Source organism: Streptomyces sp. NPDC001157 (assembly GCF_053598255.1).
Genome location: NZ_JBSFJW010000003.1, coordinates 126,225 through 140,429, shown reverse-complemented (window position 1 = coordinate 140,429; position 14,205 = coordinate 126,225). Strand labels below are relative to the sequence as shown.

12 protein-coding genes are annotated in these 14,205 nt (G+C 68.7%); 9 read left to right on the top strand and 3 right to left on the bottom strand.

Translation table 11 applies throughout. The annotated features are described in order from the left end of the window. Nucleotides 1-21: 21 nt before the first annotated feature. Entirely contained in the window at nucleotides 22-759 is a 738-nt protein-coding gene (locus ACWDAG_RS06760; RefSeq protein WP_450694516.1) for a potassium channel family protein, read from the bottom strand. 71 nt (nucleotides 760-830) lie between these two features. Beyond that, nucleotides 831-3,578 carry a pyruvate dehydrogenase (acetyl-transferring), homodimeric type gene (gene aceE / locus ACWDAG_RS06755; protein WP_450694515.1) on the bottom strand — a complete coding sequence of 916 codons (2,748 nt, stop codon included), beginning with the start codon at nucleotides 3,576-3,578 and terminating at the stop codon, nucleotides 831-833. A gap of 369 nt (nucleotides 3,579-3,947) precedes the next feature. On the opposite strand from aceE, the gene ACWDAG_RS06750 reads away from it, so the two are divergent. The 6 genes from ACWDAG_RS06750 (at nucleotide 3,948) to ACWDAG_RS06725 (ending at nucleotide 8,467) form a co-directional block, all read left to right on the top strand. Next, complete coding sequence (locus ACWDAG_RS06750) at nucleotides 3,948-4,379, top strand: DUF3052 domain-containing protein (protein ID WP_030931848.1); 432 nt, start codon at nucleotides 3,948-3,950, stop codon at nucleotides 4,377-4,379. Between the two features lie 180 nt (nucleotides 4,380-4,559). Further along, a complete protein-coding gene (locus ACWDAG_RS06745; RefSeq protein WP_099928631.1) occupies nucleotides 4,560-5,018 on the top strand; it encodes a peroxiredoxin in 459 nt (152 codons plus the stop codon). Between the two features lie 112 nt (nucleotides 5,019-5,130). Beyond that, nucleotides 5,131-5,706 carry a calcium homeostasis/redox stress adaptation protein gene (locus ACWDAG_RS06740; protein WP_115908402.1) on the top strand — a complete coding sequence of 192 codons (576 nt, stop codon included), beginning with the start codon at nucleotides 5,131-5,133 and terminating at the stop codon, nucleotides 5,704-5,706. A 121-nt stretch (nucleotides 5,707-5,827) separates the two neighbouring features. Next, nucleotides 5,828-6,406, top strand: coding sequence for a TerD family protein (locus ACWDAG_RS06735; protein WP_351470240.1), 579 nt, complete (start codon nucleotides 5,828-5,830; stop codon nucleotides 6,404-6,406). Nucleotides 6,407-6,458: 52 nt separating this feature from the next. Then, entirely contained in the window at nucleotides 6,459-7,607 is a 1,149-nt protein-coding gene (locus ACWDAG_RS06730) for a DUF475 domain-containing protein (protein ID WP_450694514.1), read from the top strand. Between the two features lie 122 nt (nucleotides 7,608-7,729). Next, nucleotides 7,730-8,467 (top strand): TerD family protein, encoded by a 738-nt coding sequence (locus tag ACWDAG_RS06725; RefSeq protein WP_450694513.1) that lies wholly within the window; start codon nucleotides 7,730-7,732, stop codon nucleotides 8,465-8,467. Nucleotides 8,468-8,500: 33 nt separating this feature from the next. On the opposite strand, the gene ACWDAG_RS06720 is transcribed toward ACWDAG_RS06725, so the two are convergent. Beyond that, nucleotides 8,501-9,286, bottom strand: coding sequence for a TerD family protein (locus tag ACWDAG_RS06720; protein ID WP_450694512.1), 786 nt, complete (start codon nucleotides 9,284-9,286; stop codon nucleotides 8,501-8,503). A 208-nt stretch (nucleotides 9,287-9,494) separates the two neighbouring features. Here ACWDAG_RS06720 and ACWDAG_RS06715 point away from each other — a divergent pair, with 208 nt between their 5' ends. From ACWDAG_RS06715 to ACWDAG_RS06705, 3 genes are read left to right on the top strand one after another with little or no spacing between them, the layout of a single operon-like run. After that, the gene (locus ACWDAG_RS06715; protein ID WP_450694511.1) at nucleotides 9,495-10,661 is read left to right on the top strand and encodes an HpcH/HpaI aldolase/citrate lyase family protein; all 1,167 of its coding nucleotides are present in this window, start codon (nucleotides 9,495-9,497) and stop codon (nucleotides 10,659-10,661) included. A 28-nt stretch (nucleotides 10,662-10,689) separates the two neighbouring features. Then, complete coding sequence (locus ACWDAG_RS06710; RefSeq protein ID WP_450694510.1) at nucleotides 10,690-13,350, top strand: phosphoribosyltransferase; 2,661 nt, start codon at nucleotides 10,690-10,692, stop codon at nucleotides 13,348-13,350. Then, nucleotides 13,350-14,168, top strand: a complete 819-nt coding sequence (locus tag ACWDAG_RS06705) for an HAD family hydrolase (RefSeq protein ID WP_450694509.1) — start codon at nucleotides 13,350-13,352, stop codon at nucleotides 14,166-14,168. Before ACWDAG_RS06710 ends, ACWDAG_RS06705 begins: the two co-directional genes overlap by 1 nt. The last annotated feature ends 37 nt before the right edge of the window (nucleotides 14,169-14,205 follow it).

Below are 14,205 nucleotides of genomic sequence, written 5' to 3'. Positions count from 1 at the left end.
CCACCCCCGCTGCAACCCCGTTCACGGGGTACCCGACGGCTCCCGCAACGCCGCCACCTCGGCCCGAAGCGCCCGCACCTCCTCCGTCAGCGCCTCAATGGCCTCCGTCTGCCGCCGCTCCTCCACGTCGTCCTTCTCGAACCGCGCAATGAACCACGCGGCGATGTTCGCGGTCACCACACCCAGCAGGGCTATCCCGGCCAGCATCAGCCCGACGGCGATCATCCGCCCCAGCCCGGTGGTCGGCGCATGATCCCCGTACCCCACGGTCGTCATCGTGGTGAACGACCACCACACCGCATCACCCAGCGTGCGGATGTTCCCGTTCGGCGACTCCCGCTCCACCGAGAGCACGGCCAGTGATCCGAACATCAGCAACCCGATGACGGCACCCGCGACATACGTCGTCAGCTGGATCTGCGAGGCCATCCGCGCCCGCCGCCCGACGAGTATCAGCGTCGACACCATCCGCAGCAGCCGCAACGGCTGCAGCATGGGCAGCACGACCGCACACAGGTCGAGCCAGTGCGTGCGCACGAACTCCTTGCGCCGCGGGGCGAGCCCCACCCGCACCAGATAGTCCGTGGCGAACGCCCCCCAGACCACCCACTCCACCACCGTGCACGCGGACGTCAGCGAGTGCCCCGCGGAGTGGTCCACGATCGGCACGGCATACGCGACGGCAAAAGCCACCGCGAGCGCCAGCAGGGGCCGCTGGGTGTACTGCTCCCAACGACCCTGCGCCGTTTGTTGCTTCATGCCCGCATCGTAAGGAATGAGTAAGGGCGGCGAGACCATCCGGTCCCGCCGCCCTCACATCGGCCTCGGTGTTACGCGTCGCCGCCTGCGGCACCCGGATCCGCCGCCGACACATCCAACAGCTGGTACCGGTCGATGGCCTGCTTCAGCACCGACCGGTCGACCTTCCCCTCCTTGGCCAGTTCCGTGAGCACCGCCACCACGATCGACTGCGCGTCGATGTGGAAGAACCGCCGGGCGGCCCCCCGGGTGTCGGCGAAGCCGAACCCATCGGCACCCAGGGACTGGTAGGACCCCGGCACCCATCGCGCGATCTGGTCCGGAACCGCCCGCATCCAGTCGGAGACGGCCACGAACGGCCCCTGCGCGCCGGACAGCTTCTGCGTCACGTACGGCACCCGCTGCTCCTCCTCGGGGTGCAGCAGGTTGTGCCGCTCGACGTCCACCGCCTCGCGCCGCAGCTCGTTCCAGGAGGTCGCCGACCAGACGTCGGCCCTGACGTTCCACTCCTCGGCGAGGATCTTCTGCGCCTCGACGGCCCACGGCACCGCCACACCGGACGCCATGATCTGCGCCGGGATCGATCCCGACGTGCCCTCGGAGAGCCGGTGGATGCCCTTGAGGATGCCCTCGACGTCCACGTTCTCCGGCTCGGCCGGGTGTTGGATCGGCTCGTTGTAGACGGTGAGGTAGTAGAAGACGTCCTCGCCGTGCGGGTGCTCCGCGTCGCCGCCGTACATCCGGCGCAGACCGTCCTGCACGATGTGCGCGATCTCGTACGAGTACGCCGGGTCGTAGGCGACACAGCCCGGGTTGGTCGAGGCGAGCAGCTGGGAGTGGCCGTCGGCGTGCTGCAGACCCTCACCGGTCAGGGTCGTACGACCGGCGGTCGCGCCCAGTACGAAACCGCGCGCCAGCTGGTCGGACATCTGCCAGAACTGGTCACCGGTGCGCTGGAAACCGAACATCGAGTAGAAGACGTAGACCGGGATCAGCGGTTCGCCGTGTGTGGCGTACGCCGAACCCGCCGCGATCAGCGAGGCCGTACAGCCCGCCTCGGAGATGCCGTCGTGCAGCATCTGACCGGTGGGCGACTCCTTGTACGCGAGCAGCAGATCGCGGTCCACCGCCTCGTACTGCTGGCCGAGCGGGTTGTAGATCTTCGCGCTCGGGAAGAAGGAGTCCATGCCGAACGTGCGGTACTCGTCCGGCGCGATCAGCACGAACCGCTTGCCGAGCTCCTTGTCCCGCATGAGGTCCTTGAGGAGCCGGACGAAGGCCATCGTGGTCGCGATCGACTGCTGACCCGAGCCCTTCTTCACGGTCGCGTACGTCTTGTCGTCCGGCAGGGCGAGCGGCTTGGAGCGCACGACGCGTGTCGGGACGTACCCGCCGCACTGCTTGCGGTGGTCGTGCATGTACTGGATCTCTTCCGAGTTCCGCCCCGGGTGGTAGTACGGCGGAAGCCCGCTCTCCAGGTCCTTGTCGGAGATCGGCAGGTGCAGCCGGTCGCGGAAGCGCTTGAGGTCGTCGACCGTCAGCTTCTTCATCTGGTGCGTGGCGTTGCGGCCCTCGAAGTTCGGGCCGAGCGTCCAGCCCTTGATCGTCTTGGCCAGGATCACCGTCGGCTGGCCCTTGTGGGCCTTGGCGGCCGAGAACGCGGCGAAGATCTTCTTGTGGTCGTGACCGCCACGGCCCAGGTGCAGGATCTGGTCGTCGGTCATGCCCTCGACCATCGCGCGCAGCCGCTGGTCGTCGCCGAAGAAGTTCTCGCGGATGTAGGCGCCGGACTCGGTGGCGTACGTCTGGAACTGGCCGTCCGGCGTCGTGTTCATCTTGTTGACGAGGAGGCCGTCGCGGTCCTGGGCGAGCAGCGGGTCCCAGGAGCGGTCCCAGATCAGCTTGATCACGTTCCAGCCGGCGCCGCGGAAGACCGACTCCAGCTCCTGGATGACCTTGCCGTTGCCGCGTACCGGGCCGTCCAGGCGCTGCAGGTTGCAGTTGACGACGAAGGTCAGGTTGTCCAGGCCCTCACGGGCGGCGATGGTCAGCTGGCCGAGCGACTCCGGCTCGTCCATCTCGCCGTCGCCGAGGAACGCCCACACATGGGACTTCGACGTGTCGGCGATCCCGCGCGCGTGCATGTAGCGGTTCATCCGCGCCTGGTAGATCGCACCGATCGGGCCGAGGCCCATCGACACGGTCGGGAACTCCCAGAAGTCCGGCATCGAGCGCGGGTGCGGGTACGAGGACAGCCCGTGCGGGGCCTTCGACTTCTCCTGCCGGAAGCCGTCGAGGTTCTCCTCGGTGAGTCGGTCGAGCAGGAACGCCCGGGCGTAGATGCCCGGAGAGGCATGGCCCTGGAAGAAGACCTGGTCGCCGCCGTCGCCCTCGTCCTTGCCGCGGAAGAAGTGGTTGAAGCCGACGTCGTAGAGCGACGCGGAGGACGCGAAGGTGGCGATGTGGCCGCCGACGCCGATGCCGGGGCGCTGGGCGCGTGAGACCATGACCGCCGCGTTCCAGCGGGTCGCGTTCAGGACCTTGCGCTCGATCTCCTCGTTGCCCGGGAAGAACGGCTCGTCCTTGGTCGCGATCGTGTTGACGTAGTCCGTGCTGCGCATCTCGGGCACGGCCACGCGCTTCTCGCGGGCCCGCTCGATCAGGCGCAGCATCAGGTAGCGGGCCCTCTCACGGCCGCGCTCGTCGACGGCGGCGTCCAGGGAGTCGAGCCACTCCTGGGTTTCCTCGGGATCGAAGTCAGGAACCTGACTCGGAAGGCCGCCAATGATGATCGGGTTGCGATCGGATCCGGAAGCCACGCTGTTCCTTACCTGTCAGAGGGCTGCATTGAGCTGCTTTTCGGTACGCCTGCACCGTTCCCCATCGTGTACCTCGGGAAAGCAAACGTCATCTCTACTGAGAGGTAACCGAGACCTACGTCAGCTCCGACTGGTTCCCAATGCCGCAAAGGGGGCAGAAAGGTGTGGTGTAGGTCACTTGTGGCGGCGGTTGCATGCCTGAAGTTGGGGTGACACGGCCAGGATCGTCACCGTTTCGGCGGTCTGAACGGCCGGGTACTTGCGCGATCCGCCCCGCCCGTGTGGACTACGGCCAATGCTTCGCGCACGCGCGTGGCTGAATCCCCCAGAGGGGGACCCCCATTCCAAAACATGATCAGGAGGCAACCCGTGAGCGCGACCGCGGACCACGCGGAGACGAGCCCTGCCGTGAGGCTGGGGTTCCAGCCCGAGCAGGTGGTCCAGGAGATCGGCTACGACGACGACGTAGACCAGGAACTCCGCGAGGCCATTGAGCAGGTCATCGGCAGCGACCTTGTGGACGAGGACTACGACGACGTCGCCGATGCCGTGGTGCTCTGGTTCCGCGACGAGGACGGCGACCTGACCGATGTGCTGGTGGACGCCACCACGTACATCGAGGAGGGCGGCTCGATCCTGCTGCTGACGCCGAAGACCGGCCGCGACGGCTACGTGGAGCCGAGCGACATCTCCGAAGCCGCGACGACGGCGGGGCTGTCCGCCTCCAAGAGCGTCAGCGTGGGCAAGGACTGGAGCGGCAGCCGGCTGGTGACGCCGAAGGCCGCCAAGTCCAAGAGGTGACCGCCGGCCGCAGTGACCGTGGCTGGGGGCGGTGCCCCCGGAACCCTCTTTAGGCCTGAACGGCCTCGTCCTCAAACGCCGGACGGGCTGAGTTCACTCAGCCCGTCCATCGGCTTTCGGTGATCGCTGCGTAGGGTGGGTGCCACCCGAACAGCCCCCACCGAAGGGACAAACTCGACCATGGCGATCCAGGTCGGCGACAAGGCCCCCGACTTCGAACTCAAGGACAACCACGGCGCCACCGTGAAGCTCTCCGAGTTCCGTGGCAGCAAGAACGTGGTCCTGCTGTTCTACCCCTTCGCCTTCACCGGTGTGTGCACCGGCGAGCTGTGCGAGGTGCGGGACAACCTGCCGCAGTTCTCCGACCGCGACACCCAGGTGCTCGCCGTCTCCAACGACTCCATCCACACCCTGCGCGTCTTCGCCGAGCAGGAGGGCCTGGAGTACCCGCTGCTGAGCGACTTCTGGCCGCACGGCGAGGTCTCCCGCGCCTACGGCGTCTTCGCCGAGGACAAGGGCTGTGCGGTGCGCGGCACCTTCGTCATCGACAAGGAGGGCGTCGTGCGCTGGAAGGTCGAGAACGCGTTGCCGGACGCCCGCGACCTGAACGAGTACGTGAAGGCGCTCGACACCCTGTGATTCTTCGGCTCCAAGCCATGCGTGGGGCGGGAACCCGTCACTAGGATCGACTCGTTGATCCGGTATCAAACGCACGGCGGGGCTCCCCGCCCCTGAAACCAATGGAGGACTCGTGGGAGTCAGCCTCAGCAAGGGCGGCAACGTATCGCTGACCAAGGAGGCCCCGGGCCTGACCGCGGTCATCGTCGGTCTGGGGTGGGACGTCCGCACCACGACCGGTACCGACTTCGACCTGGACGCCAGCGCGTTGCTGCTGAACTCCTCGGGCAAGGTCAGCAGCGACGCCAACTTCGTCTTCTTCAACAACCTCAAGAGCCCGGACGGCTCGGTCGAGCACACCGGTGACAACATCACCGGTGAGGGCGAGGGCGACGACGAGCAGATCAAGATCAACCTCGCGGCCGTCCCGGCCGACGTCGAGAAGATCGTGTTCCCGGTCTCCATCTACGACGCCGAGAACCGCCAGCAGTCGTTCGGCCAGGTGCGCAACGCGTTCATCCGCGTGGTGAACCAGGCGGGCGAGGCGGAGATCGCCCGCTACGACCTCTCCGAGGACGCCTCGACGGAGACCGCCATGGTCTTCGGCGAGCTGTACCGGCACGGCGCGGAGTGGAAGTTCCGCGCCATCGGCCAGGGCTACGCCTCGGGCCTGCGCGGCATCGCGCAGGACTTCGGCGTGAACGTCTGAGATCCGTCACCGGGTCTCGAACCGTCCGGCGCCGCACCGTTCGCGTGCGGCGCCCGGGGGTGCCCCCTCTGGGGGAGTGCAGGACAACCAAAGAAGCACCATCTCGGGGAGGACCAGCATCATGGGCGTCACGCTCGCCAAGGGGGGCAATGTCTCCCTGTCCAAGGCCGCACCCAACCTGACCCAGGTGATGATCGGGCTCGGCTGGGACGCGCGCTCCACCACCGGAGCCCCGTTCGACCTCGACGCCAGCGCCCTGCTGTGCGGCGCGGGCAACCGGGTCCTGGGGGACGAGTACTTCGTCTTCTACAACCAGCTCAAGAGCCCGGAGGGCTCGGTGGAGCACACGGGCGACAACCTCACCGGTGAGGGCGAGGGCGACGACGAGTCGATCCTGGTCGATCTGACCCAGGTGCCGGCCCACTGCGAGAAGATCGTCTTTCCGGTCTCGATCCACATGGCCGACGAGCGCGCCCAGACCTTCGGACAGGTCAGCAACGCCTTCATCCGCGTCGTCAACCAGGCCGACGGCCAGGAGCTCGCACGCTACGACCTCAGCGAGGACGCCTCCACCGAAACCGCGATGATCTTCGGTGAGCTGTACCGCTACCAGGGCGAATGGAAGTTCAGGGCGGTGGGACAGGGGTACGCGTCGGGACTGCGCGGCATCGCTCTAGACTTCGGAGTCAACGTTTCGTAAAGCCGAGTACGGCGCGGGGGAGAGACCCGTACCGCTACGGATTGGGTAGCCAGTGCTTCTGAAAACCTTCGGCTGGTCGTTCGCGATTACCGCGGTCGGCCTGGCCGTCGCCGTCCTCTACGGGGGGTGGGAGGCCTTCGGCATCGTGGCGATCCTCTCCATCCTCGAGATCTCGCTGTCGTTCGACAACGCGGTGGTCAACGCCGGAATCCTGAAGAGGATGAACGCCTTCTGGCAGAAGATCTTCCTCACCGTCGGCGTCCTCATCGCCGTCTTCGGCATGCGTCTGGTCTTCCCGGTCGTCATCGTCGCGGTCACCGCGAAGAAGAGCCCCCTCGACGCCGTCAACCTGGCCCTGACCGACAAGGACCAGTACCAGCAGCTCGTCACGGACGCCCACCCGGCGATCGCCGCCTTCGGTGGCATGTTCCTGCTGATGATCTTCCTCGACTTCATCTTCGAGGACCGCGACATCCAGTGGCTGCGTTGGATCGAGCGCCCGCTGGCCAAGCTCGGCAAGGTCGACATGCTGGCGGTGTGCATCGCCCTGGTCGTCCTGCTGATCACCTCGTTCACCTTCGCGGTCCACGCCCACCAGCACGGCGGCGCGCACGTCGACAAGGCGCAGACGGTGCTGATCTCCGGCATCGCCGGTCTGATCACGTACATGGTCGTCGGCGGACTCTCCGGCTACTTCGAGGACAGGCTCGAGGAAGAGGAGGAGCGGGAGCACGAGGAGGAGGAAGAGGCCGCGCGCACCGGCAAGAAGCGCTCGGCGGTCGCCCTCGCCGGCCAGGCCGCGTTCTTCATGTTCCTCTACCTCGAGGTCCTCGACGCGTCCTTCTCCTTCGACGGCGTGATCGGCGCGTTCGCCATCACCAACGACATCGTGCTGATGGCGCTGGGCCTCGGCATCGGCGCCATGTACGTCCGGTCGCTGACCGTGTACCTGGTCCGCCAGGGCACCCTCGACGACTACGTCTACCTGGAGCACGGCGCGCACTACGCGATCGGTGCGCTGGCCGTGATCCTCATGGTCACCATCCAGTACCAGATCAACGAGGTCATCACCGGCCTCGTCGGCGTGATCCTGATCGGCTGGTCCTTCTGGTCCTCGGTGCGCCGCAACAAGGCACTCGCGGAAGCCGAGGGAAAAGCCACGGGCTCGGACGAGAAGACTGAGATCCCGTCCGGGGTGTGACGCACCTGCGGGTGAGGGAACGCTCTGTGCGGGGCGGCCGGCCTCCGGCCGCCCCGCCGGTGTTTCAAGGGGTAACCGGGTCAAGCGGGACCCGGCTGAATCTGGTGAATCTGGGGGCGGGAATGGGCTTCTTGGACGGACTGTGGCGCGGACGCGAGGCCGACTTCGACTCGGGCAGCGCCGCAACCAACTCCATCGAGCTGACCAAACGGCACCACCAGGTCTCCCTCACCAAGCAGGGCGCGGCCACCGGGCATCTGCGCGTCAACCTGACCTGGCGGATGCGGACGTCCGACATCGGCGGCACACAGCGGGATTCCCTGCTGCGCCACCCCTTCAAGGCGCTCAAGCCCCCGGAGCTCATGGGGCACGGGCAGAGCATGGTCAACGTCGACCTCGACCTGGCGTGTCTGTACGAGCTCCAGGACGGCACGAAGGGGGTCGTGCAGCCGCTCGGCAACTACTTCGGGGACGTCAACGCGCCTCCGTACGTCAAGCTCAGCGGCGACGACCGGTTCGGGTCGGCCTCCGGCGAGACCATGTACGTCAACCTCGACCACCGGGACGAGATCAAGCGGCTGCTGGTCTTTGTGTACATCTACGACCAGACGCCCGCGTTCGACCGTACGCATGCGATCGTCACGCTGTACCCGAGCAACGGGCCCCGGATAGAGATCCACCTCGATGAGCGCCATCCGCAGGCTCGGTCGTGTGCGGTGGTGATGATCGAGAACGTGAAGGGGGAACTGGTGGTGCGGCGTGAGGTGAAGTTCGTCTACGGGTTCCAGGCGGAGTTGGATCGGTTGTACGGGTGGGGGCTGCAGTGGGGGCGGGGTTACAAGTCCAAGGTGGAGAAGTAGCCGCCGGTCGCCCAGTAGCCCGGAGCGCTTCCCCTACCGCCCGATGAACTGCGGGCCCTGTGGCGGCAGCCGGAAGTCCGGGTTCGGGGCGGCCGGGACCGTCACCGGGGGCGGGTAGCCGTAGCCGGTGGCTGCCGCCGCCGGCTGGGGGTAGCCGTAGGCGGGCTGGGTCGCGGGAGGCTGCTGGGGGTAGCCGTAGGCCGGCTGGGTGGGGACCGCCGTGGGCTGTTCCGGGGGGAGGGGCCGGGAGAGCTCGGGGGCCGGGTCCGTGGCTTCCGACTCGTCCACCGAGATGCCGAACTCCGTGGCCAGGCCCTTCAGGCCGTCCGAGTAGCCCTCGCCCAGGGCGCGGAACTTCCAGAGCTCGTCGCGGCGGTACAGCTCGCCGCAGATCAGGGCGGTCTCCCGGCCCGTCTCGGGCTTGATGTCGAAAAGGATCAGCGGCTCGTCGGCCGCGCTCGCCGCGTCGTACAGCAGGATGCGCAGTCCCTGTACGCGGTCGAAGGTGACGTCGTCCGCCGAAGCGACCAGAAGAATCCGGCTGACATCGGCCTCGACTCCGGCCAGATCTGTCTGGATCGTGTCGGTGAGGCCGTCGGCGACCCGCTTCTTGCCGAGCCACCTCGCCTTCCCGGAGGGGTGCCGGGGCTGGTTGTAGAAGACGAAGTCCTCGTCGGAGCGCACACGACCGTCGGGGCCGAGGAGCAGCGCCGAGGCGTCGACGTCCGGGACCCCCTGCCCGGGCGTCCAGCGCAGCACGGCGCGCACCGTGGTGGCCTCCAGCGGGACGTTCGACCCCTTCAGCATCGCGTGCGTCATGCGGTCATCCTGCCCTCTCGGTCCTGATCACGACAACGCGGGGTGGGGGGAGCCGCAGCCGGGTCGACGGCCTGTCGAATCGCCGTCGACATGGCCGAGTTACCAGAAATTCATGCCCTGCGGGAACCCCTGACATGGGTTTCTACGTACTATTACCGGCCACCCATTACCGAATCCATAGCCTTACCTGGCGTCACGGGGGAGTTCTATGCGTCATTTCGGGCACATCGCCCCGGAGGTGCGGCAGCGCCTCTTCCATCAGGAGCCGTGCGAGTTCACCACGGACTCCCCGGCCCGGCTGCTCTCCGCGGCCCTGGGCGCCACGCTCTACAGTCCGGCCACGCGGCCGCGGCTCGCCGACGACATCGTCAAGCAGGCCGGACTCGGCGTGGTCTCGATGGTGCTGTGCCTGGAGGACTCGATCGACGACGCGGACGTGCCGGCGGGGGAGGAGAACCTCGTCCGCCAGTTCGCCGACCTGGCAGCGCGGGACGGCGCCGAGCTGCCGCTGCTGTTCGTCCGGGTCCGTACGCCCGAGCAGATCCCCGACCTCGTCCGGCGGCTCGGGGTGAGCGTCCGGCTGCTGTCCGGATTCGTGCTCCCCAAGTTCACCGAGGAGCGCGGGATCCCCTTCCTGGAGGCCCTGGCGGGCGCCGAGGTCGCGAGCGGGCACCGGCTGTTCGCCATGCCGGTGCTGGAGTCGCCCGAGCTGCTCTACCGCGAGTCCCGGGTGGAGAGCCTGGAGGGCATCGCCCGCGCCGTCGACAAGTACCGCGACCGCGTGCTCGCGCTGCGCCTCGGCGTGACCGACTTCTGCTCCTCGTACGGCCTGCGCCGGGCCCCCGACATGACGGCGTACGACGTCCATGTCGTCGCCTCCGTGATCTCCGACGTGGTGAACCTGCTGGGGCGGGCCGACGGCACCGGGTTCACCGTGACCGGGCCGGTGTGGGAGTACTTCCGGGTCCCCGAGCGCATGTTCAAGCCGATGCTGCGGACCAGCCCCTTCCTTGAGGGGCAGGCCGTCGAGCTGCGCGAGAAACTGATTGAGCACGCCATGGACGGGCTGCTGCGGGAGATCTCCCTGGACCAGGCCAACGGCCTGCTGGGCAAGACCTGCATCCACCCCTCCCACGTACTGCCCGTGCACGCGCTGTCCGTGGTCAGTCACGAAGAGTTCGGCGACGCCGCGGACATCCTGCGGCCCGAGCGGGGCGGCGGGGGTGTACTGAGGTCGGCGTACACCAACAAGATGAACGAGGTGAAGCCGCACCGCGCATGGGCCGAGCGGACCATGCTGCGGGCCGAGGTGTTCGGCGTCGCCCGCGAGGACGTCAGTTTTGTGGATCTGCTCGCCGCGGGCATTCCCGGCTGAGCCACACGATCTAGGTATCCAGGAGCCAGTGATCAACGCAGTGAACAACCCGGTCTGGTCCGGCACGTGGGTCGCCGAGCGGCTCGGTGTCGAACTCGTGGGCGACGACAAGCTGACCGACCTGTTGGGGCTGGCCCTGCGGCGCAATCCCAAGCGGGCGCATCTGCTGGTCTCCAACGTGCTCGGCAAGCATGTGCCGCAGTCGCCGTCCGTGGTGTACGGATACGGGTTCGCACTGGGACGCCGGGTGCGGGAGCTCCTGGGCACGGAGGAGGCCGCGAGGGCGGTCGTCCTCGGGTATGCGGAGACGGCGACGGGGCTCGGCCACTCGGTCGCCGACGGCGTCGGACTCGCCCCGTACCTGCACTCCACGCGCCGCCCGGTCGCCTCGGTGGCCCCGGCGGGCGGCTTCGAGGAGTCGCACTCGCATGCCACGTCTCACTTGTTGCTGCCGGAGGATCCGGCGTTGCTGGTGGGAGACGGGCCGTTGGTGCTGGTCGACGACGAGTTCTCCACCGGGAACACGGTGTTGAACACGATCCGGGATCTTCATGAGCGGTATCCGCGGCGGCGGTACGTCGTCGTGGCCCTGGTCGACATGCGGTCGGCGGCGGACCTGGGGCGGCTGGAGGAGTTCGCGCGGGAGATCGGCGCGAGGGTCGACCTTGTGGCGGCGGCTTCCGGGACGGTGCGGTTGCCTCACGGCGTGTTGGAGCGGGGGCAGGCTCTCGTCGCGCGGTACGAGGCAGAGAGTGCCGCGGCAGGCAGTTCGTCGTCTGCGGGCACGTCGGGGCTGGTCGCGCCCCGCGGCGGAGCCGCAAATAGACACAGGCCCGCGCCCCTGAAAGCCGCTGCAGTCGACGCAGGTTCCAACGCCCCGGACGCACGGGGCACTCATGTCGCCGACGTGCACCCCACCCCCCTAGGGGCGCGGGGAACTGCGCGACAAGCCCCCACCGGCCCGCACTCGGACGACAGCCGCAACCACCCCCTGCCCACCCGGATAGACCTCTGCTGGCCCCGCGGCCTGCCCGACGGCGGGCGTCACGGGTTCACGCCGAGCCACCGGGCCCGCCTCGAAAAAGCCCTGCCCGCGATGGCAGCCCGCCTCGCAGAGGCACTCCCCGCCGACGCGCGCCGCGTACTCGTCCTCGGTTTCGAGGAGCTGATGTACGCCCCCCTGCGCCTCGCCCGCGAACTGGAGCAGATCGCCGACGCCGAGGTGCGGTACTCCACCACCACCCGCTCACCGGTCCTCGCGGTCGACGACCCCGGTTACGCGATACGCAGCCGCATAGTCTTCCCCGCCCACGACGACCCGGCCGACGGCCCCGGCGAGCGCTACGCGTACAACGTCGCCGGTGCCGGCTTCGACGCGGTGGTCGCCGTCGTCGACTCGGCCGCCGACACCCCCGAACTGCACGCGCCGGACGGCCTGTTGGCCCAGCTGGCCGCCCACACCCCGCACGTCCTGCTGGGTGTCGTCCCCTCCTACGTGCCAGGACCCCTGTACGTCCCCGAAAGGCCCCCCATGCTGCCCGAGCCCCTCCGCGGCCCCGCCTTCTCCTCGTACCCGCCCGAGGAGGTCGGCTGGCTGCTGCAGGACCTCTCGGACGTGACGCTGGAGGCGCCGACCGAGGAGCGGGAAGAGGCCATCCAGAGCGGCGGCGCGCACTACGCCGAGTCGCTGCCCGTCGAGTACCAGCCGAGCGAGCAGTACCAGGAGCTGTTCCACGCGGCGCTGAAGGAGTCCGCGGCGCGTCTCGCCCTGGCGGTCGGCGCCGTCACGGAGATCGTGCTGGCCGAGCGGTCGCCCCGCCCGGTGCTCGTCTCGCTGGCCCGCGCCGGTACGCCCGTCGGGGTCCTGATGCGGCGCTGGGCACAGTTCCGGCACGGCCTCGACCTGCCGCACTACGCCGTCTCGATCGTGCGCGGCCGCGGTATCGACGCCAACGCGCTGCGCTGGCTGGCCGCTCACCACGACCCGTCCGACGTCGTCTTCGTCGACGGCTGGACCGGCAAGGGCGCCATCACCCGCGAACTCGCCGACGCCATCGAGGAGTTCGAGGCGTCCGACGGCATCACCGGCTTCGACCCGGAGATCGCCGTGCTGGCCGACCCGGGCTCGTGCGTGCGGACGTACGGCACGAGGGAGGACTTCCTCATACCCTCGGCCTGCCTCAACTCCACCGTCTCGGGCCTGATCTCGCGGACCGTGCTGCGCGCCGACCTGGTCGGGCCGCACGACTTCCACGGCGCCAAGTTCTACCGCGAACTCGCCGGCACCGATGTCTCGGTGGACTTCCTGGACGCCGTCGCCGCCCGCTTCCCGGAGGTCGCGGACGCCGTGACCACGCAGGTCAAGGAGCTGCTGTCCGGCGACCGCGAGCCGACCTGGGAGGGCTGGGCGGCAGTCGAGCGGATCAGCGAGGAGTACGGCATCCACGACGTGAACCTCGTCAAGCCCGGCGTCGGCGAGACCACCCGCGTGCTGCTGCGCCGGGTGCCGTGGAAGATCCTGGCGCGGGCCGGAGCGGGCGCCGACCTGGACCACGTACGGCTGCTCGCCGAGCAGAGAGGGGTACCGGTGGAAGAGGTGGCCGAACTGCCGTACACCTGCGTGGGGTTGATCCACCCCAAGTACACGCGGGGCGCCACGGGCGCCGACGGCAAGGCGGTGACGGTCTGATGCCGGTGCTGGTGGCGAGCGACCTCGACCGTACGCTCATCTACTCCTCCGCGGCCCTCGCGCTGACCATGCCGGACGCGCGGGCGCCCCGGCTGCTCTGCGTCGAGGTGCACGAGAGCAGGCCCCTGTCGTTCATGACCGAGACCGCGGCCGGCCTGCTGACCGATCTGGGCGATGCGGCGGTCTTCGTACCGACGACGACCCGGACCCGCAAGCAGTACCAGCGCATCAACCTGCCGGGCCCGGCGCCGAAGTACGCGATCTGTGCCAACGGCGGCCATCTGATGGTGGACGGCGTCTCCGACCTCGACTGGCATGCGCAGGTGACGGCCCGACTGGCCGAGCAGTGCGCACCGCTGGACGAGGTGCGCGAGCAGCTGCTGGCCACGGCGGACCCGGCGTGGGTGCGCAAGCACCGGGTCGCCGAGGACCTCTTCGCCTACCTGGTCGTGGAGCGCGAGCTGCTGCCCGAGGAGTGGGTCAAGGAACTCGCGGTGTGGGCGGAGAACCGCGGCTGGACGGTCTCCCTCCAGGGCCGCAAGATCTACGCCGTCCCGAAGCCGCTGACCAAGAGCGCGGCGATGCACGAGGTCGCCCGCCGCACGGGCGCGGACCTGACGCTGGCCGCGGGCGACTCACTCCTCGACGCCGACCTCCTGCTGGCGGCGGACCAGGGCTGGCGCCCGGGGCACGGCGAGTTGGCCGACGCGGAGTGGACGGCTCCGGCAGTCAGCGCGCTCCCCGAGCGGGGTGTACTGGCCGGGGAGCGGATCCTCCGGGAGTTCCTGAAAGCGACTCGCACGGCAGCGCGCCCCTAAGAGGCGCGGGGCTGTATCAATTTGCGGCTCCGCCGCG

Bases quoted from the DNA above. Each gene is read 5' to 3' on its own strand.
- ACWDAG_RS06760 (WP_450694516.1), bottom strand. From the start codon at position 759: ATGAAGCAACAAACGGCGCAGGGTCGTTGGGAGCAGTACACCCAGCGG.
- ACWDAG_RS06745 (WP_099928631.1), top strand. From the start codon at position 4,560: ATGGCGATCCAGGTCGGCGACAAGGCCCCCGACTTCGAACTCAAGGAC.
- ACWDAG_RS06735 (WP_351470240.1), top strand. From the start codon at position 5,828: ATGGGCGTCACGCTCGCCAAGGGGGGCAATGTCTCCCTGTCCAAGGCC.
- ACWDAG_RS06725 (WP_450694513.1), top strand. From the start codon at position 7,730: ATGGGCTTCTTGGACGGACTGTGGCGCGGACGCGAGGCCGACTTCGAC.
- ACWDAG_RS06720 (WP_450694512.1), bottom strand. From the start codon at position 9,286: ATGACGCACGCGATGCTGAAGGGGTCGAACGTCCCGCTGGAGGCCACC.
- ACWDAG_RS06715 (WP_450694511.1), top strand. From the start codon at position 9,495: ATGCGTCATTTCGGGCACATCGCCCCGGAGGTGCGGCAGCGCCTCTTC.
- ACWDAG_RS06705 (WP_450694509.1), top strand. From the start codon at position 13,350: ATGCCGGTGCTGGTGGCGAGCGACCTCGACCGTACGCTCATCTACTCC.